This window comes from Guptibacillus sedimenti, from assembly GCF_028610665.1.
Classification (GTDB): domain Bacteria; phylum Bacillota; class Bacilli; order Bacillales; family Guptibacillaceae; genus Guptibacillus; species Guptibacillus sedimenti.
In genome coordinates, this window is record NZ_JAQQWV010000008.1 from 47,044 (window position 1) to 66,374 (window position 19,331).

23 protein-coding genes are annotated in these 19,331 nt (G+C 40.8%); 1 reads left to right on the plus strand and 22 read right to left on the minus strand.

Annotated elements, in window-relative coordinates:
• Window position 1 precedes the first annotated feature (1 nt).
• The 9 genes from PQ578_RS20130 to PQ578_RS20170 form a co-directional block, all read right to left on the minus strand.
• Window positions 2-928 (minus strand): YybS family protein, encoded by a 927-nt coding sequence (locus PQ578_RS20130; RefSeq protein WP_273836376.1) that lies wholly within the window; start codon window positions 926-928, stop codon window positions 2-4.
• Window positions 929-1,656: 728 nt separating this feature from the next.
• Window positions 1,657-1,953 carry an HPr family phosphocarrier protein gene (locus PQ578_RS20135; protein WP_273836377.1) on the minus strand — a complete coding sequence of 99 codons (297 nt, stop codon included), beginning with the start codon at window positions 1,951-1,953 and terminating at the stop codon, window positions 1,657-1,659.
• Window positions 1,954-2,103: 150 nt separating this feature from the next.
• On the minus strand, window positions 2,104-2,340 hold the full coding sequence (gene rpsR, locus PQ578_RS20140; protein ID WP_098445608.1) for a 30S ribosomal protein S18: 237 nt from the start codon (window positions 2,338-2,340) through the stop codon (window positions 2,104-2,106).
• Window positions 2,341-2,403: 63 nt separating this feature from the next.
• The gene (ssb, locus tag PQ578_RS20145) at window positions 2,404-2,916 is read right to left on the minus strand and encodes a single-stranded DNA-binding protein (RefSeq protein WP_098445609.1); all 513 of its coding nucleotides are present in this window, start codon (window positions 2,914-2,916) and stop codon (window positions 2,404-2,406) included.
• Window positions 2,917-2,942: 26 nt separating this feature from the next.
• Window positions 2,943-3,239: a 30S ribosomal protein S6 gene (rpsF, locus tag PQ578_RS20150; protein WP_224591209.1), complete on the minus strand. Its 297-nt coding sequence runs from the start codon at window positions 3,237-3,239 to the stop codon at window positions 2,943-2,945.
• Between the two features lie 130 nt (window positions 3,240-3,369).
• On the minus strand, window positions 3,370-4,470 hold the full coding sequence (ychF, locus tag PQ578_RS20155; RefSeq protein ID WP_273836378.1) for a redox-regulated ATPase YchF: 1,101 nt from the start codon (window positions 4,468-4,470) through the stop codon (window positions 3,370-3,372).
• A gap of 195 nt (window positions 4,471-4,665) precedes the next feature.
• Window positions 4,666-4,863, minus strand: coding sequence for a DUF951 domain-containing protein (locus tag PQ578_RS20160; protein WP_098445611.1), 198 nt, complete (start codon window positions 4,861-4,863; stop codon window positions 4,666-4,668).
• Window positions 4,864-4,876: 13 nt separating this feature from the next.
• Entirely contained in the window at window positions 4,877-5,761 is an 885-nt protein-coding gene (locus PQ578_RS20165) for a mechanosensitive ion channel family protein (RefSeq protein WP_273836379.1), read from the minus strand.
• A gap of 25 nt (window positions 5,762-5,786) precedes the next feature.
• Window positions 5,787-6,809: a YkvI family membrane protein gene (locus PQ578_RS20170; protein WP_098445612.1), complete on the minus strand. Its 1,023-nt coding sequence runs from the start codon at window positions 6,807-6,809 to the stop codon at window positions 5,787-5,789.
• A gap of 124 nt (window positions 6,810-6,933) precedes the next feature.
• Between PQ578_RS20170 and yyaC the strand changes: the two genes are divergently transcribed.
• Entirely contained in the window at window positions 6,934-7,560 is a 627-nt protein-coding gene (gene yyaC, locus PQ578_RS20175) for a spore protease YyaC (protein ID WP_098445613.1), read from the plus strand.
• Between the two features lie 54 nt (window positions 7,561-7,614).
• Here yyaC and PQ578_RS20180 read toward each other — a convergent pair whose 3' ends face one another.
• The 13 genes from PQ578_RS20180 to rpmH all read right to left on the minus strand — a co-directional run bounded on the left by PQ578_RS20180 (window position 7,615) and on the right by rpmH (window position 18,791).
• Complete coding sequence (locus tag PQ578_RS20180; RefSeq protein ID WP_273836381.1) at window positions 7,615-8,331, minus strand: DUF554 domain-containing protein; 717 nt, start codon at window positions 8,329-8,331, stop codon at window positions 7,615-7,617.
• Window positions 8,332-8,344: 13 nt separating this feature from the next.
• Entirely contained in the window at window positions 8,345-9,490 is a 1,146-nt protein-coding gene (locus tag PQ578_RS20185; protein WP_273836383.1) for an aminotransferase class V-fold PLP-dependent enzyme, read from the minus strand.
• 53 nt (window positions 9,491-9,543) lie between these two features.
• Window positions 9,544-10,389, minus strand: coding sequence for a ParB/RepB/Spo0J family partition protein (locus tag PQ578_RS20190; protein ID WP_273836385.1), 846 nt, complete (start codon window positions 10,387-10,389; stop codon window positions 9,544-9,546).
• The gene (locus PQ578_RS20195; RefSeq protein WP_098445617.1) at window positions 10,382-11,143 is read right to left on the minus strand and encodes a ParA family protein; all 762 of its coding nucleotides are present in this window, start codon (window positions 11,141-11,143) and stop codon (window positions 10,382-10,384) included. The genes PQ578_RS20190 and PQ578_RS20195 overlap by 8 nt, the downstream gene beginning before the upstream one ends.
• Before the next feature lie 149 nt (window positions 11,144-11,292).
• Window positions 11,293-12,132, minus strand: coding sequence for a nucleoid occlusion protein (noc, locus tag PQ578_RS20200; RefSeq protein WP_098445618.1), 840 nt, complete (start codon window positions 12,130-12,132; stop codon window positions 11,293-11,295).
• A 117-nt stretch (window positions 12,133-12,249) separates the two neighbouring features.
• Window positions 12,250-12,963, minus strand: a complete 714-nt coding sequence (rsmG, locus tag PQ578_RS20205) for a 16S rRNA (guanine(527)-N(7))-methyltransferase RsmG (protein WP_159786973.1) — start codon at window positions 12,961-12,963, stop codon at window positions 12,250-12,252.
• A gap of 18 nt (window positions 12,964-12,981) precedes the next feature.
• Window positions 12,982-14,865: a tRNA uridine-5-carboxymethylaminomethyl(34) synthesis enzyme MnmG gene (mnmG, locus tag PQ578_RS20210; RefSeq protein WP_273836390.1), complete on the minus strand. Its 1,884-nt coding sequence runs from the start codon at window positions 14,863-14,865 to the stop codon at window positions 12,982-12,984.
• Between the two features lie 24 nt (window positions 14,866-14,889).
• Complete coding sequence (gene mnmE / locus PQ578_RS20215; protein WP_160918400.1) at window positions 14,890-16,266, minus strand: tRNA uridine-5-carboxymethylaminomethyl(34) synthesis GTPase MnmE; 1,377 nt, start codon at window positions 16,264-16,266, stop codon at window positions 14,890-14,892.
• Window positions 16,267-16,545: 279 nt separating this feature from the next.
• A complete protein-coding gene (jag, locus tag PQ578_RS20220) occupies window positions 16,546-17,166 on the minus strand; it encodes an RNA-binding cell elongation regulator Jag/EloR (RefSeq protein ID WP_224884391.1) in 621 nt (206 codons plus the stop codon).
• The gene (gene spoIIIJ / locus PQ578_RS20225) at window positions 17,163-17,930 is read right to left on the minus strand and encodes a YidC family membrane integrase SpoIIIJ (protein WP_098445623.1); all 768 of its coding nucleotides are present in this window, start codon (window positions 17,928-17,930) and stop codon (window positions 17,163-17,165) included. Before spoIIIJ ends, jag begins: the two co-directional genes overlap by 4 nt.
• A gap of 56 nt (window positions 17,931-17,986) precedes the next feature.
• Window positions 17,987-18,208, minus strand: a complete 222-nt coding sequence (yidD, locus tag PQ578_RS20230; protein WP_098445624.1) for a membrane protein insertion efficiency factor YidD — start codon at window positions 18,206-18,208, stop codon at window positions 17,987-17,989.
• Window positions 18,205-18,579, minus strand: a complete 375-nt coding sequence (gene rnpA / locus PQ578_RS20235) for a ribonuclease P protein component (RefSeq protein WP_142329598.1) — start codon at window positions 18,577-18,579, stop codon at window positions 18,205-18,207. The genes yidD and rnpA overlap by 4 nt, the downstream gene beginning before the upstream one ends.
• A gap of 77 nt (window positions 18,580-18,656) precedes the next feature.
• Window positions 18,657-18,791, minus strand: coding sequence for a 50S ribosomal protein L34 (gene rpmH / locus PQ578_RS20240; RefSeq protein WP_048311109.1), 135 nt, complete (start codon window positions 18,789-18,791; stop codon window positions 18,657-18,659).
• Window positions 18,792-19,331 lie beyond the last annotated feature (540 nt).

Genomic DNA, 19,331 nt, shown 5'->3' on the forward strand with positions numbered 1-19,331 from the left:
CCTATGATTTCATTCTCCTTCGCAATTCGAAACCAAGATCAATGATTCCAATAATAACAACAAATGATGTTAGTGCGAAGCCAAGAAACGTTAACAGAATTGGCACGACGATGGGCCATCCTTTATGATGACTAAAAAAGTAAATGACAGCAAGACCCTGGACAAATATCAGAGCATTGAGTATAGAGTAAACATTAATGGCTGCCACAAATACAGCCGATCCTTCTTCTAATCCTACCATCATAACAATAGTAACAACTAAATAATACCATAAAAAACTCTTCGGAAATGCCCATTCTCTGATTGGCTGAAAGACGGGTGGCTGAAAGTTGCCTACCCTCCTTAAAATTGGAATGGAAAGTAGCTGTGAAATAAGTGCAATCACAACACCCATGAGCACTAAACCTGTCGGAATTAAATAGCGCAATAAACTAATTTGCTCTTTAAGTTGATTAAACTGGCTAGTGTCCAAACCTAATGAACGATATATCGATTCTGCTTGTTGAAAAGATTGATTCATCATTTCGACAACAAGATCAGCTGGATTTTGACCGATCACTAGAATACTCGATACAAAAGCAAGCACAAGGCCGACTACATACGCTAACCCGCTTCCTACCAATACAGCAAGTGCAGACTTACGAATTGCGTATAAATACCCAGCAGTTATCCCTCCAAGCCCTACCGTAAACGTCATAACGAGAGAAGGAAGACCTGCCGTTAACACCCCAAGCACAAGCGTCACAGCCCACATCACTAGCCCACTCTTCATACCATTGCGCACAACCATCAGTATAAACGGGATAGGAAGAGCCCAGAGCGTAAGAGAACCTAGAAGTGGTACATAAATCGTAATCAGAAACAATACAGCAAACACGGCCGCAAGCGCAGCCCCTTCAACTAACTGCCTAACACCTTGATTCTTCAATAGTCTTCTCCTTTTTGTAAAGCGGAAGTGACCGTTTAGGCTCGACAAGCACTGGAACCTTTACCTTTGAACACGGTCTTTGTGTTCAGAGGTAAAGGTGAAGTGATCGAGAGACTGGTCACTGCAGCTGGATCAATGTAAAGCGGAAGTGGGCGATTAGACCCGTCAGGCACTGGAGCCTTGCAAATTGAACACGATCTTTGTGTTCGAGTTGCAAGGTGAAGTGACAGAGGGGCTGCCCACTGCAGCTGGATCAATGTAAAGCGGAGCGGGCCTGCTTAAATCCGTAGGATGTTGGAGCCCATGAGACTGAGACGCTTTTTGTCTCATTCGATTGGGCGAAACAACCGAAGGATTTGGCCCGCGCAGCTGGATCAGTAAAGCGGAAGTGACCGTTTAGGCTCGACAAGCACTGGAACCTTTATCTTTGAACACGGTCTTTGTGTTCAGAGGTAAAGGTGAAGTGATCGAGAGACTGGTCACTGCAGCTGGATCAGTAAGCGGAAGTGACCGATGAAACACAATAATCTATTGCTACCTTCTAGTCACTTGAATCTTATTCATACAGTATATTCTTTCATTTTATCAACCTGCTTAGTTGAAATACAAAAAACGGGTCGAAATCCCCTTACTACATTGTAAGAATTTCTGCCCGTTTCAGCAAATGTTTCATTAATTTGAATAGTGAGCATTAAGAAAAGGCTGTATCGTTAACAGCCTTTTGTGTACTACATAAGAGATAGTGTCTCTTCCTTCGCACCATCCATCTCTTTTTGAAGCCACTCGACTAATTGCACAGATGCTTCTTGCGCATCTTCGCCGTCTGCAATAAGTAGAATCGAATCGCTTTCTTTCACGGTGAGATTAAACGTAATAACGCTCGTTAAATTTTTTCCGTTAATGCTATGCCCATTTCGATAGAGAGAGACGTGACTATCAAACGTTTTTGCTTTTTTGACGAATGCCATAAGAGAATTCATACTAAGCGGTGCGGTAAGTGTTACTGTTGAAGTTTCAACGTTCATTATTGTGGTTCCTCCTTACAGGATTCTTGTAAGGTTTGTATTCCCTCATCATGCAGGGGTGTAAACCACTTATTCCAAAATCGCGTTATCATCTTAGAATAACATTGTATAGAAAAAAGCAGTAGGATATCATCCTACTGCTTTTCATCCTTACTCACCAAGTACGTATGGTAGTAAAGCCATTTGACGAGCACGTTTAACTGCGCGAGTCAATTGACGTTGGTATTTAGCGCTAGTACCTGTTACACGACGTGGAAGAATTTTTCCACGCTCAGATACGAAGCGTTTAAGAAGATCTACATCTTTATAGTCGATGTAAGTGATTTTGTTTACTGTGAAGAAACAAACCTTTTTACGACGACCTCTGCGTCCACCTGGTCTTGCCATGGGTAGTTACCTCCTTTGCATATAAAATTCGTTCTCTGCTTTCACCGCTCGAAACAGAGAGTATTAGAAAGGCAAGTCGTCATCTGAAATGTCGATCGGCTTGCCATCGCTCGCAAACGGGTCATCTCCAAAATTGGAGTGATCACGGTTGTTATCACGATTTTGGTTCTGATTCCCGTAACCGCCGGTTTCTCTGTTTTGGTTGCCGCCACCGTAATTGCTACTGTTGCCGCTTCCGCCACCGCCTTGGTTAGAACCTTTAGGCTCGAGAAATTGGACGCTTTCAGCCATCACTTCTGTCACAAACACACGCTGTCCCTGGCTATTATCATAAGAGCGAGTCTGAACTCGTCCATCTACACCAGCAAGGCTGCCTTTTTTCAAGAAATTGGCTGCATTTTCTGCCTGTCTGCGCCATACAACAATGTTGATAAAATCAGCTTCGCGGTCTCCCTGCTGATTCGTAAACGGGCGATTCACAGCAAGTGTGAAGTTCGCAACCGCTACGCCACTAGGGGTATAACGCAATTCAGGGTCTTTTGTTAAACGTCCAACTAATACGACGCGATTCAGCATCAGAACCCCTCCTATTTATAAAACAATTACTTTTTAGCTTCTTCTAGGTTGATCGTCATGAAACGAAGAACATCGTCGTTGATTTTCATCAAACGGCTGAATTCATCAATCGCTTCAGTGTTACTGTTAATGTTAAGAAGCATGTAGATCCCGCTGTTGAAATTCTCGATTTCATAAGCAAGACGCTTCTTACCCATTTCTTTAGTTTCATTAATTTCCGCACCATTGTCAGTAAGGATGTTGTTAAAACGCTCAACAAGAGCTTTCTGTGCATCCTCTTCAATGTTTGGACGGATAATGTACATAATTTCGTAGTTACGCATTCCGTTCACCTCCTTTTGGTCTAACGGCTCTTAACTGGAATTAAGAGCAAGGAGTAAGTATACAAAGATAATTACTCACAGCTTTAGATTATACCAAATTAATTCTTTATTAGCAAGTTCGATTTAAATTTTAAACGTTAAAACGGAAATGGATCACGTCTCCGTCTTTTACAATGTACTCTTTTCCTTCAAGACGAACTTTTCCTTTTTCTTTCGCGATCCCCATTGTTCCAGCTTCAACCAGGTCATCATAAGCGACAATTTCAGCACGAATAAAGCCACGTTCAAAGTCGGTATGGATGATACCTGCTGCCTGAGGAGCTTTCATACCAAGACGGAATGTCCACGCACGAACTTCTTGCTCACCTGCTGTGAAATAAGTTGCTAATCCAAGAAGGTCGTAAGAAGCGCGAATTAATTTATTCAAACCAGGCTCTGAAATACCAATATCTTCAAGGAAAGCATCTTTCTCTTCTCCATCAAGTTCAGCAAGTTCAGACTCGATTTTCGCACATACAACAATGACTTCAGCGCCTTCTTTTGATGCATATTCACGAACTTTAGCAACATATTCGTTATCTGAAGGATCTAGAAGATCATCTTCATCAACGTTTGCTACATAAAGAACAGGCTTTTTCGTTAGTAGGTGATACCCATATACGATTTTCTCTTCTTCTTCTGTTAATTCTACACTTCGGGCAGGCTGCTCTTCTTCAAACGCTTCTTTCAACTTAGTAAGAACGTTAAACTCAGCCAATGCTTCTTTGTCTTTCTGTTTCGCCATTTTTTGAACGCGCGCAATCCGCTTATCAACTGATTCAAGATCGGCAAGAATAAGCTCAAGGTTAATCGTTTCAATATCTGAAATAGGATCTACTTTACCAGACACGTGCGTAATGTTCTCATCATCAAAACAACGAACAACCTGAGAGATTGCGTCTACTTGGCGAATATGAGAAAGAAACTTGTTTCCTAGTCCTTCTCCTTTACTTGCCCCTTTTACAATTCCAGCAATATCGGTAAACTCAAATGCTGTGGGGATGGTTTTCTTTGGCTTTACTAGTTCAGTAAGCTTTTGTAGACGCTCATCAGGGACCTCTACAATCCCAACGTTCGGATCGATTGTACAGAATGGATAGTTCGCTGACTCTGCTCCTGCCTGTGTAATTGCATTAAATAACGTTGACTTCCCAACATTTGGAAGCCCTACTATACCGGTGGTTAATGCCATCTCGGTCACTCCTTTAAAGTATCTGCCTAAACAGGCGATTTTTATAAAATAAAGATGGCTAAACAAGCCATTCCTAGACTATTTTCTTCATTCTGGTACACAAACGACATACCTTACTAATTATAGAGATGAGAACGTAAAAAAACAAGCGTCCTCCATTTCTGTGTAAGTAAAATGACCGCCCAAATTGGACGGTCAAGATTCTGCATGCTCAAGGACTTTCTTCAGCTTTTTAGAAAACTCTTTTCGTGGAAGCATTACACTGTGATCACAACCAAGACATTTAATTCGAATATCCGCTCCCATTCGAATCACTTTCCATCGGTTCTCCCCACACGGATGGGCTTTCTTCATTTCAACAACGTCATTTAAGCCAAATTCTTTATCGGACATAAGGATTCCCCCTTTATGCTTTTTCCTTCACTTCACCCTGTTCATCACGTTGATACATCACGACACGCGGAAGAGCAATTTCAATTCCTATTTCATCAAAACGTTGCTTAACCGCTTTTCTAATTTCTCGACCAATGACCCAGTGCTCCATTGGCTGCACTTCCGAGATGATTCTGAGAACCACTTCTGAAGGCCCTAAATTCTGCACGCCAAGATATTCTGGTTTTACAATCATAGCATCGAACTGTTCATATAGCTCGTCCAATAAGTGAATGATTACTTTTTCAGCTTCCGGTATACGTTCTTCATACGCAATGTTTACATCCACTACGGCAATACTATTATGAATGGAGTAATTCGTCACTTGATTTATGTTACCATTCGGTAGAATATGAAGCTCTCCTGTCCAACTTTTAATTTTCGTAACACGTAACCCTATTTCCTCCACGAAACCTTCCACTCCAGAAATCCGCACATAATCTCCGACGGAAAACTGTTTCTCAAAAATAATAAAAAAGCCTGTAATGACGTCGCGAACGAGGTTCTGAGCACCGAAACCAACTGCCAAACCAACGACACCAGCTCCGGCAATAAGCGTTCGAACATCGATCTCAAACTCGCTCAAGATCATGACAAGTGCAATAAAATAGGTGACGTAGGTTAAAATATTTTCAATTAAGCGGATAAGCGTCGCTTCTCTCCGTTCTGATAATCGAAGCGGGCTTTTCAATCGGATCGCGAAAATTTGCGCAAGGGCCGATTTTGCGATCCGCAGAAAAATCCACGTTCCAATGATAATTGCAAGAATCGTAAACCCTCTTTTGACTACATTTCCCCAAAGATCACGATTGGATAAATAATCGTACGCAGAATTCCACATTGGCTCGAACCAATCCAAGCATCATCCCTCCCAGTTTTTTGTACTATGATAACAAATCATACCGTTTTAGAACTGGGAAAATCAAGATAGATGCCAAAATATAGAGATTGAGCACACCATAGAGAGGGTATAAAAAAGCAACTAGTGTAGAAAAACCAAACGAAGTAAAAGGAATCATCGTCAACACAATGAGAAAGGCAACGAACCATAAAGGAAGTCCTAATACACCGCGGAATCGTGACGTAAGACCAAACACACCGCTAACTGCAGTCGTGTAAATGGCTAACCATAGTAAGACAGACATAATTAAGATCATATAGTATGGGTAACTTTTCAAAATCGCAAACAGTGGGATTTCATATACAAGTAAGTCATGAGCAACTTGGATCAACGATTGATTGTAGAGAAATGAAACACCCCCCAGGATAACCCCGCTTCCAACGCTCGCAATCCAAATCTCCCCCCGATGCTTAATTTGATGGCCAACAGCCGAAAGAACAGCAACGAGCGGTAAAATATTAAGTGCAGTAAAGGTGAATGCGGCAGGCCAATTTGACTGCTTTGTCCAATTAAACAACATCGTTGATGGATTAGCATTAATAAACAATGTAAGCACAGAAAGTAGTAGAATAATAAGAAGAGGAAGAATAATAGCATTCATTGATAACATGCCATTAATATCCCAAAAGAATAAAATAACAACGAGTACTGCGAGAATACCAATACCTAACGCATAAGGAAGATGAACAACTTCCATCGTTGCCCCGCCACCTGCCAACATCACAATCGTCGTCGTAAACAAATACAAGATAATTAACAAATCATAAATACCCGTCAACTTTTTCCCGACAAGTCGCTCTAAAATAGGAATATAGTGCGTTGATTTCGTTTCATAACTAATTTTCATAACCACATAACAACAAATTGAGAACATGATCGTAAACAATACAATGGCAAGTACACTTTCATGACCAAAAAACTGCCAAAGTTCACGGCCGGAAGCGTAACCAGCGCCAATCATCGTACCTAATATAAGAAACAGCCATTTCAATCCACCGCTTAACATGGCATTCCCTCCTTGGACTTCTCGTTATACGATCGAAGTGAAATACATTGAAAAATCATCTTATATGTATAGATCACGTCAGATTTCCGTATACTGTTACTACTATTACAAAGGAGAGAATCCTATGAATCTTCGAGACAAGTTTTTTCAAAAAAAGCCTGCTGCGTATCGAATCCATCATGAGGATACTCTTGCTAGTAAAACGCTTAGTGAGAGGCTAGCCTTACTTTTACCAGCACGAAGAACGGATTCAATCGTAATTGTTTGTATTGGCACTGACCGCTCAACAGGAGATGCACTCGGTCCGCTTGTTGGTACCAAACTGCAACAATTAAAGCCTAAAGCTACAATATACGGAACACTTGAATCGCCTGTGCATGCTGTCAATTTAAATGAGGTTATGGAATCAATCGCAGAGCGGCATCCTCGTCCATTTATTATTGGAATTGATGCTTGTCTTGGACGACTTCACTCAGTCGGTATTATTACTGCTGGAGAAGGACCAGTTAAGCCAGGAGCAGGCGTGAAAAAGGAGCTTCCGGAAGTAGGAGATATTCACTTAACTGGCATTGTGAATGTAAGTGGGTTTATGGAATACTTTGTCTTGCAAAATACGAGGTTAAATCTTGTGATGAAAATGGCTGATGTGATGGCAATCAGTCTTCACGAATCGATTGAAGCATATGGAAGAGACGTTCCAATTGAAAAACACAAAGCAAATTGGGGAGATGACCTCATTCAACTTCCATAGCAAAAAGCTCATGCTTCGGCTACAAAGCCAAAACATGAGCTTTTTTAAATCTACTTAATTAAAGAGTAGCGGGAAAAGATACAAGGTCGTTACAAGAATCGCAGCAACTAATAAAGCAGGAAGAAAATTAGCCACACGAATTTTTATGATACCAAGCAAGTTTAGGCCAATCGCCATTATCATAATGCCTCCAGCTGAAGTCACTTCTGCAATAAAAGCATCAAGGAGGAACTGAGGGACGACTTGATTAATTTGAGAAGCAAACAAAGCGATTAATCCTTGATAAATCATAACCGGAATAGCTGAAAACAACACCCCATAACCAAGCGTGGCGGTAAACATAATTGCGGTAAAACCATCAATTAGTGACTTCGTAAATAAAATCGAATGATCATTTCGCAGTCCGCTATCAAGGGCACCAAGAATCGCCATCGCACCAACTACATAAACGAGAGTAGCTGTAACAAAAGCCTGGGCAACGCTACCCTCAGAAGTAGCGCCTGTTTTCTTTTCAATCCAGTTACCTAATGTTGCAAGTTTCCCTTCAAGATCCCAGTACTCTCCTAGCATCCCACCAATAACAAGACTGCCAATCACAATAAGGAATTGCTCACTTTTCATAGCCATTTGAAGGCCAATCACCGTAATAACGAGAGCAAGCCCTTGCATGATGGTCGTTTTCATTCTGTCTGGAATTCGACTGCTAACTGTTCCGATTAAAGCACCAACCATAATGGCTAATCCGTTTACAACCGTACCTAAAAACACCATTCCCTACATCTCCTCAGCCGAAGTACCCCTCAACGATTTCTTCTATTGCTTCAATTACTTTATAAACCTCATCTTCCGTATTATAAGGCCCTACACTTAAACGAACAGTTCCCGTTCTGCTCGTACCAATCGTCTCATGACCGAGCGGAGTACAATGCAACCCAGCTCTCACCGCTATTTTATAATGCTGATCTAGGATAATTGCAATCTCCTGGGCATCTATTCCTTCAATTGTAAATGGAATAACGGCAAGTCGATGTTCTGGTCCGTAAACATGAACATAATCGATTTGATTCAACCGATTAACGAGAATCTCTGTTAGCTTCTGTTCATGTTTTCTTATTTCAGGAAGACCCATCTTTTTTACCGCGTTTAATCCAGCTAGTAACCCTGCAATTCCAGGCGTATTTAGTGTACCGCTCTCAAGACGCTCCGGCAGTTGATTGGGTTGATCAATTAATTCTGAGCTACCACCTGTTCCTCCGTGATAAAGAGGATTTAGTTTGATTCCTTCATTAACCATTAGCACACCAGTCCCTTGAGGGCCTAACAAGCCTTTATGACCAGGAAAGGCTAATAGATCAATACTCATATCACTCATATGGATAGGGACGATACCAGCGGTTTGAGAGGCATCAACTAAAAAGGTGATTTCTTTTTCTCTTGCAATCTCACCTACAACATCAATTGGAACAATGTTACCGGTTAAATTCGATCCATGTGAAACGATAATCATTTTTGTATTTGGTTGAATCGCCTGGCGAAATGCATTGCTATCAAATTCATTGAATTCCCCTAGGTTAACGTAATCGACTTCAATTCCCACAGTCTTTTTCATGTATTCAAGAGGACGGCGAACAGAGTTATGCTCATAGGAGGTCGTTAGAACATGGTCTCCTTCAAGAAAATGAAAACCTTTAATCGCCTGATTTAGAGCCGCAGTTGCATTAGCTGTAAAACAAACGCGTTCCGAATGGTTAAAACCAAAAAAATCTGCCAGTTGTTCACGTGCACGAATAACCGTATCATTAGCACGTCTAGACAAAGCATGTCCACCTCGGCCTGGATTTGCTGCATACTCTGTCATCACCTCTGTCATAGCTTGGACAACTTCCGGCGGTTTAGGAAAAGATGTAGCCGCTTGATCGAAATATATCACGTTACCACCCCATCATTTTCGTTAGAATAAGAGCATGAACTAAGCTCATGCTCTTATTCGGTACCTTCTTCTAAAACTTCTAAAATACGATTAAGATCTTCCTCTGAAAAGAATTCAATTTCTATTTTACCTTTTTTCTTTGACCGTTTAATTGAAACAGATGTTCCGAACTTCTCACGAAGGGAACTTTCTTTTTCCTTCAAAAACGGGTCAGACTTCTCATCTTTCTTTGTTTCACGTGAAACGCTCTGATTCAATTGTGTAATTAACTTTTCAAGCTGCCGCACGTTTAATTTTTCTTCCAATGCTCGATCAGCTAACTTTTTTCGAGCTTCTTTTTTCTTTAATCCAAGTATCGCTCTTCCGTGTCCCATTGAAAGTTTCCCATCAGAAATATACTCCTGCACCTCAGATGGTAATTGCAGTAAACGTAAAAAGTTAGCCAAATGCGGCCTGCTTTTTCCCAGGCGCTTTGACAACTCTTCTTGGGTAACGTCTGTTTCTTTCATCAACTTCTGATAAGCAAGAGCCTCTTCAATTGGATTTAAATTTTCGCGCTGTAGATTTTCAATTAATGCGATTTCCATCATTTTTCGATCCGTTAACTTTTTCACAACAGCAGGAATTGTTGTAAGACCGGCTTCTTTTGAAGCGCGATATCTTCGTTCCCCTACTACAATTTCATACCCCTTAATACTTTGTCGAACGATTAATGGTTGAAGAACACCGAAAGATTCAATCGAAGCGCGCAATTCTTCAATTGCTTCATCACTAAACTTCTTTCTTGGTTGATAGGGGTTAGGACGCAGTTCATTGAGCGGTATTTCTTTCACAACCTCGTCCTCTTTTTGAGAAGGAAATAAAGCGTTGATTCCCTTTCCCAAACCACGATTAGCCATTGTCTAACACTTCCTTCGCAAGTTCTAAATAAGTTTCAGCTCCTCGAGATTTTGGATCATATACAATGACTGGCTTACCATGACTTGGCGCTTCACTCAAACGTACATTCCTTGGAATAATTACTCGATACACTTTTTCTTGAAAATATTTCTTCACCTCTTCAATGACTTGAATACCAAGATTTGTTCTGGCATCAAGCATTGTTAAGAGCACTCCTTCAATTTCTAATTCTGTATTTAAATGCTTTTGAACAAGTCGCACGGTGTTCAATAACTGACTTAACCCTTCTAATGCATAGTACTCACACTGCACAGGGATAAGCACTGCATTCGCAGCGGTTAGAGCATTTATTGTTAATAATCCTAATGATGGAGGACAATCTATTATAATATAATCATACTTTTTTTCAACTTTATTGAGAGCTCTCTTCAATCTTACTTCCCGGGAAATGGTTGGAACTAGTTCGATTTCTGCACCTGCAAGCTGAATTGTCGAAGGAATCACATCCAAGTTCTCGACAATTGTCTGCTGGATAACCTCTTCCGCTTCCACATCATCGACAAGAACATTATACACACAAGTTTCGATATCTCCTTTTTCAATTCCTACACCGCTGGTTGCGTTGCCTTGAGGATCAATATCTACAAGTAGAACTTTCTTTCCAAGATAAGCAAGACATGCACTCATGTTAACTGAAGTCGTCGTCTTTCCAACTCCACCTTTTTGATTCGTAATCGCTACAATATTCGCCAAGATGCCACCCCACTCCCATTCCCAACTTTACTGTCTTTAGTTTATCATGTTTCCAATTTTCCGGACCTCTTTTTCATTTCCTATCAAGTTCCTACCTTCACATGGACAGGGATTTTTGATAAGAAAAAAACTCATCCGCCTGGATGAGTTCACTTCTTTTTTGGTATTCGAATGGTAAATTGATAGTATTCGTCGTGGTCTTCTTCATCTGTGTCAATCATTAAACCAGTCTCTGTAACCATATCAAGCGATTGGCGGATGGTGTTTACTGCCAATCTCATATCCTTACTAACCGATTTTTTCCTCGGCTTCGGTTTTTGGATCGTACCTTCTAACATACGAGCCACGCGTTCTTCCGTCTGCTTTACATTCCACTGTCGTTCAAGAACTTCACTCAGAACTTTCACCTGATTCTCAGGATTCTTAAGTGGAATTAAAGCTCGGGCGTGCCTCTCCGTAATTTTCTTCTGTAAAAGAGCTTGTTGAACAGGTTCAGGCAACTTCAATAACCTTAGTTTATTCGCTATGGTAGATTGCCCTTTGCCAAGCCGCTGAGCAAGACTCTCCTGTGTTAAATCATGTAGCTCGATTAATTGAGCGTAAGCCATTGCTTCTTCGACAGCAGTTAATTCCTCACGCTGCAAATTTTCAATAAGAGCTATTGAGGCTGTTTGAGAATCATTAAATTCCTTAACGATAGCAGGAATTCGTTCCCAACCAAGCTTCTTGACTGCTCTCCAGCGTCTTTCCCCGGCAATAATTTCATACTTGCCTTCACGTTCTCTAACCACGATCGGCTGAATAACTCCATGAGTCTTTATCGTTTGAGATAGTTCAGTAATTCTCTCATCTATAAAAATTGTTCGAGGCTGGAAGCGGTTCGGAATAATATCCTCAACAAGAAGCTGCTTCACTTCCTCTTGTTCTACTTCCATCGTCTCGCTTTTTTCATCGTTCAAACCGAAAAGACGTGAAAACGTATGCTTCATCGCCTAACACCACCTTTAATCGACTCCTTAACTGATTCGCTGCCTAAAAACAAATTCCTTCCATAGGAGCAGCGTTCCATGTGAAACACTTAACCGTTCATATGCAGTCTATCTTCATTATAAAGGATTTTTATTTGGCGTGCCTGGCTTTCTTGGATATTTTTTAGGAGTCGTTTTGATTTTTTTAATCGTTACGATATTTCGCTCACTTTTTTCAGCTGGTAGTGTTAGCGTATCTCGCTTAACGACTTCCCCACCAAGAAGCTTAATTGCTTGCTTTCCTGTATCAAGCTCATCCTCTACATTTGGACCTTTCAACGCCACAAAGTAACCGTTAGTTTTAACGAGAGGTAGACATAATTCACCAAGAACAGACAGCCGCGCAACAGCTCTTGCCGTAACAACATCATACTTTTCGCGATGATCTTTGTTTTTACCAAATAATTCTGCACGATCATGATAAAAAGAGACATTTTCCAATTGAAGTTTAGAAGAAAGATGCTCTAGGAAACCAATTCGTTTGTTAAGTGAATCGACAATCGTGATGTTTAAATGAGGAAAACAAATTTTAATAGGCAAACTTGGAAAGCCAGCTCCTGCTCCCACATCACAAATATGGTAGTCAGAAGAAAAGTCAAATGAGAATGCGGCCATGATTGAATCGAAGAAGTGCTTTTCGTACACTTCTTCCTTATCAGTAATAGCCGTCAGATTCATTTTCTCATTCCATTCAACAAGAATCTCATAGTAGGTTTGAAATTGTTGAAGTTGCTTAGAAGAAAGAGTAATCCCTTTCTCCTCTAACAACTCCTGAAACTGTTGCTCGTTCATAGCCCCTCCACTTGTACGTTATTTTGCAATTTTAGCGATTTTACCTTGTTCGATATACACAAGTAAGATCGATACATCAGCTGGATTAACTCCTGAAACGCGGGAAGCTTGACCAATTGATAGAGGACGAACTTCGTCAAGTTTCTGCTTCGCTTCCGTCGCAAGGCCACCAATCGCATAATAATCAATACCATCAGGAATTTTCTTCTCATCCATCTTCTTCATGCGCTCAACCTGTTGCAGACTTTTATTAATATAGCCGCTGTATTTCACTTGGATTTCAACTTGTTCTGCAACATCCTCAGGAATATCATAATCAGCTGGAGCAAGTTGATGAATCTCTTGATACGTTACTTCTGGTCGCTTCAATAGATTAGCGGCATGCATGGCTTCTTTTAATTCCGTACTTTTCTCTGGAAGCACTGCATTCACTTGTTCGCTCGGCTTAATGACAACTTTCTCGAGACGCTTCATTTCTTGCTCAATCATTTCTTTCTTAGCTATAAACCGGTCATAGCGTTCTTTCGGAATCATACCAATCTCATATCCAAGCTCTGTTAATCTTAAGTCGGCATTATCATGACGAAGAAGAAGTCGATATTCCGCACGTGAAGTTAACAGGCGGTACGGCTCGTTCGTTCCTTTTGTCACAAGATCATCGATCATAACCCCAATGTATCCTTGTGAGCGATCCAAAATCACCGCTTCACGCTCCTGTGCATTCCTTGCAGCATTAATACCAGACATAATCCCTTGCCCTGCAGCCTCTTCATAACCTGAAGTTCCGTTTAACTGTCCTGCAGTAAAGAGATTTTTAACTGTCTTCGTTTCAAGTGAAGGCCATAATTGCGTTGGAACAACGACATCATATTCAATAGCATAGCCTGCACGCATCATTTCAACATTTTCGAGTCCAGGTACGGTTTTAAGAATTTTCTGCTGCAAGTCTTCAGGAAGACTTGTGGATAGACCCTGCACATAAACTTCCTTTGTGTTGCGTCCTTCTGGTTCAAGAAAAATCTGATGTCGCGGTTTATCATTAAAGCGAACAATTTTATCTTCAATCGATGGACAGTAACGTGGTCCTGTTCCTTCAATCATACCTGAGTACATTGGAGAACGATGAAGGTTATCGTTGATCAGCTTATGCGTCTCTTCTCCTGTATACGTTAACCAACACGGTAGCTGGTCTGTAATAAATTCAGTCGTTTCATATGAAAAAGCACGAGGTTTTTCATCTCCAGGCTGAATTTCAGTTTTACTATAATCAATTGATTTATTATTAACACGCGGCGGAGTTCCTGTCTTAAAACGAACCATTTCAAAGCCTAACTCTTCTAAATGGTGAGACAAGTTAACGGATGGCTGCATGTTATTTGGCCCACTTTCATACGAAAGATCACCAATAATGACGCGACCACGCATGAACGTACCTGTTGTTAACACAACAGATTTCGCTTCATACTCTGCACCCGTTTTCGTAATAACACCTTTACAGATCCCATCTTCCACGATCAGTTTCTCAACCATTCCTTGCAGAAGAGTGAGATTATCTTGCTCTTCAATTGTTCTTTTCATTTCACTTTGATAGAGAACTTTATCAGCCTGAGCACGCAGTGCGCGTACAGCAGGTCCTTTACCCGTGTTTAACATACGCATTTGTATATGCGTTTTATCAATATTACGGCCCATTTCTCCACCAAGTGCATCGATTTCCCTTACAACAATTCCTTTTGCAGGGCCTCCTACACTCGGATTACATGGCATGAAAGCGACAGAATCCAGGTTAAGTGTAAGCATGAGTGTTTTGGCACCCATTCTTGCTGAAGCAAGTCCTGCTTCCACACCTGCATGGCCTGCGCCAACGACAATAACATCATAAGAATCGGCTTTGTAACCCATTGCCGTATTCCTCCTTTAATCTTCTTATTTCCCAAGACAAAACTGTGAAAATAACTGATCGATCAAACTATCAGAAACGGTATCACCAATAATTTCTCCAAGAATCTCCCAGGTGCGCGTAATATCAATCTGCACCATATCTACGGGCATTCCTGCCTCAACTGCTTCTAACGCGTCTTCAAGCGTTCTTCGAGACTGCTCCAGTAAAGCGATGTGACGAGAATTTGATACATATGTTAAATCCTGCGACTCAACTTCACCTGCAAAAAACAGTTCTGAAATGGACTGCTCTAGTTCATCCACGCCCTGTTCATGTTTAAGAGAAGTTGTAATCATTGGATGTTCTTCTGCTAACTCTTTCACTTTGTCTAAATCAAGTTTCTTATCAAGATCTGTTTTATTAATAATAACGATGACATCCATACCTTTAACAGCTTCGAAAAGCTTCTCATCTTCATGGGTTAGCTCATCATTATAATTTAGCACAAGTAGAATAAGATCAGCTTGTTTCAAACGCTCCCTTGAACGCTCAACACCAATTCGTTCGACAAGATCTTCTGTTTCTCGAATCCCCGCTGTATCGACGAGTCGTAACGGCACGCCTCTTACATTAACATACTCTTCAATAACGTCCCGCGTCGTTCCAGGTACATCTGTTACGATCGCTTTATTTTCATGAACGAGACTATTTAACAAAGAAGACTTTCCAACATTCGGTCGTCCCACAATAACGGTTGAGAGACCTTCACGCAAAATCTTTCCCTGCCTTGCAGTTACGAGAATCCCTGCAATCTCCTTTTCTACTTCTTTTAATTGAGTCGAGAGAAGATCCTTCGTCATTTCCTCTGCATCATATTCAGGATAGTCGATGTTTACCTCAACATGTGCAACCGTCTCGAGCAATTGCTGTCTCAAAGAGGCAATTAATGTCGACAAACGTCCTTCCATCTGATTCAAAGCAACGTTCATCGCACGGTCAGTTTTCGCTCTTATCAAATCAATCACAGCTTCTGCTTGCGATAAATCAATACGACCGTTTAAAAAAGCTCTCTTAGTAAATTCACCTGGTTCTGCAAGACGAGCTCCACTTCGTAATACCAATTCAAGGACACGATTCACAGAAACGAGCCCTCCGTGACAGTTGATTTCAACAATATCTTCTTTCGTAAATGTACGAGGTCCTCGCATGACCGAAACCATTACTTCTTCGGCAACTTGTTTCGTATCTGGATCAATTAAATGCCCATAGTGAATCGTATGTGTATCAACAGACTCAAGCCGCTGCTTTCCCTTGTATAACCTGTCGGCTATTTTTATGGCCTCTTCTCCGCTAAGTCGGACAATCGCAATTGCTCCTTCACCCATTGGAGTCGATATCGCAGCAATTGTTTCATATTCCACTTTACATTCACCTCTCTATCCACACTTTGTCTTTTTATTTATCGTCTATTTCTATTAATAAGTACTATTAGTTTAACCAATTATCCACAGTGGATAACTATCAGCTCAAATGCGACAGACTAATCCACAATACCTTTTAGTGTAACCCATTTTTATAAAAAAAGAAATAACGATGCTTATCCTAACAACATCAGACAAGAAGTACGAAAAACAGTCAATTAGCAACATAACCCTCGTTCCTCAAAAAAACCTTCGGGCTACTTGCCCGAAGGTTTCATGTTACTTATTACGTGGAACAATGACCACACGGCGGTGCGGATCTTTTCCATCTGAGTGAGTTGTAATCCCTTTTTTATCTTTAAGATAAAGATGAATCACTTTTCGTTCAAGCGACGGCATCGGTTCTAGCTGTATGTCCTTTTTCGTAACCATCGCTTTGTCTGCAAGACGATCCGCCAGTTTCTTTAGCGTATCTTCACGTCTTTCACGGTAGTTCTCAGCATCGAGCACCACCCGGACAAATCGGTCAGAAAATCGATTTGCGGCAAGATTTGTTAAATATTGTAGAGAATTAAGAGTTTGGCCACGTTTCCCTATCACAATCGCAATTTTTTCACCAGATAGCGTAAAGAAAAGATCGCGATCTTCTCTTCTACCTTCTATACTGGCTTCAACACCCATGTTGCGGATGACTTTTTCTAAAAAAGCCCTTGTTTGCTCCATGATGTCAGGTTTCTCGCTAACTTTAATGCGGGCGGGCTTTCCTCCAAAGCCTAAAAATCCTTTTTTAGGCTCATCTAACACTTCAACATCAACATTCTCTTGAACAGTCCCGATTTGATTGAGCGCATCTTCGATGGCTTTTTCAATCGTTTTCCCCGTTACCGTAACGCTTCTCACTTCTTCGCTCCCCCCGTATTCGTATCAGCGGTTTTGATGGTAGGCTTCGTAATAAAGTAAGTTTGCGCAATCATAAAGATGTTACCTACAACCCAGTATAATGCAAGCGCTGCAGGGAAGTTAATTGCAAAAACAATAATCATTATCGGCATAACGTATAGGAGCATTTTCATTTGAGGCTGCACTGTTCCGCCGCTACCCATCATGATTTTTTGTTGAATGAATGTTGTTATACCTGCAGTGAGTGCCAAGATGATATCTGGCTCTCCAAGGCTAAACCAGAGGAAAGTATGCGTTTCAATTGCTTGTGTACGCATAATCGCATGATAAAAACCTAATAGAATCGGCATTTGTACTAAGATTGGTAAACAACCCGCAAGCGGGTTAACACCATTCTGTTGGAATAGCTGCATCGTTTCTTGCTGAAGCTGCTGCTGCGTTTTCTGGTCTTTACTGCTATATTTCTCTTTTAGCTTCTGCATTTCTGGCTGCAGTTCCTGCATCGCTTTTGAACTTCTCGTTTGTTTGATCATTAATGGAAGCAAGAGAAGTCGAATTAAGATCGTTACAATAATAATTGAGAGACCGTAATTTCCTTCACCTGTTAAATCGGCGAAAAACGTTAAGGTCATGGATAGTGGATAAACGATATATTCCGTCCAAAATCCTGTGCTTTCTGCGTTAACTGGCTCGTTAATGTTACAGCCTGAAAGGACCGCAACGAGACCAATTAATAGAAATGCGAGGGTTAGTTTTTTCCTCACGCTTCATCCTCCTTGCAATCATATCTCGACAAAATTTATGTAGTTAAAGCATACCGTTATTTCTTCTTATCTGGAACGGGGTCAAAGCCGCCAGGATGAAATGGATGGCATTTCGAAATTCTTTTCACCGTCAACCAGGATCCTTTTATAAACCCATGCTTCTGAAAGGATTCGAAACTGTAATGAGAACAGGAAGGGTAGAAACGACAGGAAGGAGGAGTTAATGGAGAAATGAATTTCTGGTAGACGCGAATTAGCATCATAGCCAGCTTTTTCATTTAGCATCCCTTCCTTTACCAGTCTGTTTCACTCCTCTTAATACACGAGCTCGGTTCAGCACATGAATTAAGCTACTCTTTACTTCTTCAAAACTCATCTCTGAAGTAGGTTTTCGAGCAATAACGACAAAGTCATAAGGATATTTAATTTGATCGGACAATTGATGGAAAGATTCTTTTACGAGTCTCTTCACACGATTTCTTGTAACTGCATTGCCGATCCGCTTACTTACTGAAAGACCGAGTCGAAATTGAGGTTGATCATTTCGCTTTAATACGTACACAACAAATTGTCTGTTTGCAGTTGAGTTTCCATTCTTGAAAACGTTCTGGAACTCAGAATTCTTTTTAATCCGGTAGTTGCTGTTCAATCCGCACACTCCCAGTGTTACTTGGATAAGCATATTATAAACCTTATCTTAAAAAAAGACCACTGATGATCAGTGGTCTATGCAGACAATACTTTTCTACCTTTACGGCGACGACGAGCAAGAACTTTGCGTCCGTTAGCTGAGCTCATACGTGCACGAAAACCGTGAACTTTTTTACGTTTACGTGTGTTTGGTTGAAACGTTCTTTTCATTCTATTACACCTCCCTGAGGATAAACTGTATAAAGACAGTCCAAGTAATTATAAGAAAAGAGGTAGGGAATTGTCAAGTTTAATTAAAATTTCAACCTATCTCTTTCAAATCTCAATATCAAATCACCAAGTAGATCCACCTCTTGAACTTGTCCTCAAATCATCAACGAAAGGTCTACAAATAGTTGTGTGGATAACTCTATTCGACACTTTTCACTTATTCACATCACTTATCGACAGCTTCTACACAAAATCTAGTGCTGTGGACAGTTTGAATCCACAAGATATGTCCTCTGTGGATAACCACTTGAAAAACATTGCAAACAAGCTATTCTTTTGTTATGATATTTGTGTTTTAACTCGTGAATAAGATTAGCGACCACAAAAATAATCCACAGACTGTGGATAAAAGTGTGGACAGTTATTAAGAGCTGTTACTCATCGTATCCACAACGGTGTGAACACAGTCGATAATTCGACTTTCTTCTATATTATATGATCCACTTCGATACTGTGGACAGTATAATTATTCGTGAATAT

What these genes read in the sequence shown, in the direction of transcription:
- PQ578_RS20135 (WP_273836377.1), bottom strand. Translation starts at nt 1,953, where the DNA reads ATGAACGTTGAAACTTCAACAGTAACACTTACCGCACCGCTTAGTATG.
- rpsR (WP_098445608.1), bottom strand. Translation starts at nt 2,340, where the DNA reads ATGGCAAGACCAGGTGGACGCAGAGGTCGTCGTAAAAAGGTTTGTTTC.
- ssb (WP_098445609.1), bottom strand. Translation starts at nt 2,916, where the DNA reads ATGCTGAATCGCGTCGTATTAGTTGGACGTTTAACAAAAGACCCTGAA.
- rpsF (WP_224591209.1), bottom strand. Translation starts at nt 3,239, where the DNA reads ATGCGTAACTACGAAATTATGTACATTATCCGTCCAAACATTGAAGAG.
- ychF (WP_273836378.1), bottom strand. Translation starts at nt 4,470, where the DNA reads ATGGCATTAACCACCGGTATAGTAGGGCTTCCAAATGTTGGGAAGTCA.
- PQ578_RS20160 (WP_098445611.1), bottom strand. Translation starts at nt 4,863, where the DNA reads ATGTCCGATAAAGAATTTGGCTTAAATGACGTTGTTGAAATGAAGAAA.
- PQ578_RS20170 (WP_098445612.1), bottom strand. Translation starts at nt 6,809, where the DNA reads ATGTTAAGCGGTGGATTGAAATGGCTGTTTCTTATATTAGGTACGATG.
- yyaC (WP_098445613.1), top strand. Translation starts at nt 6,934, where the DNA reads ATGAATCTTCGAGACAAGTTTTTTCAAAAAAAGCCTGCTGCGTATCGA.
- PQ578_RS20180 (WP_273836381.1), bottom strand. Translation starts at nt 8,331, where the DNA reads ATGGTGTTTTTAGGTACGGTTGTAAACGGATTAGCCATTATGGTTGGT.
- PQ578_RS20190 (WP_273836385.1), bottom strand. Translation starts at nt 10,389, where the DNA reads ATGGCTAATCGTGGTTTGGGAAAGGGAATCAACGCTTTATTTCCTTCT.
- noc (WP_098445618.1), bottom strand. Translation starts at nt 12,132, where the DNA reads ATGAAGCATACGTTTTCACGTCTTTTCGGTTTGAACGATGAAAAAAGC.
- rsmG (WP_159786973.1), bottom strand. Translation starts at nt 12,963, where the DNA reads ATGAACGAGCAACAGTTTCAGGAGTTGTTAGAGGAGAAAGGGATTACT.
- mnmG (WP_273836390.1), bottom strand. Translation starts at nt 14,865, where the DNA reads ATGGGTTACAAAGCCGATTCTTATGATGTTATTGTCGTTGGCGCAGGC.
- yidD (WP_098445624.1), bottom strand. Translation starts at nt 18,208, where the DNA reads ATGAAAAAGCTGGCTATGATGCTAATTCGCGTCTACCAGAAATTCATT.
- rpmH (WP_048311109.1), bottom strand. Translation starts at nt 18,791, where the DNA reads ATGAAAAGAACGTTTCAACCAAACACACGTAAACGTAAAAAAGTTCAC.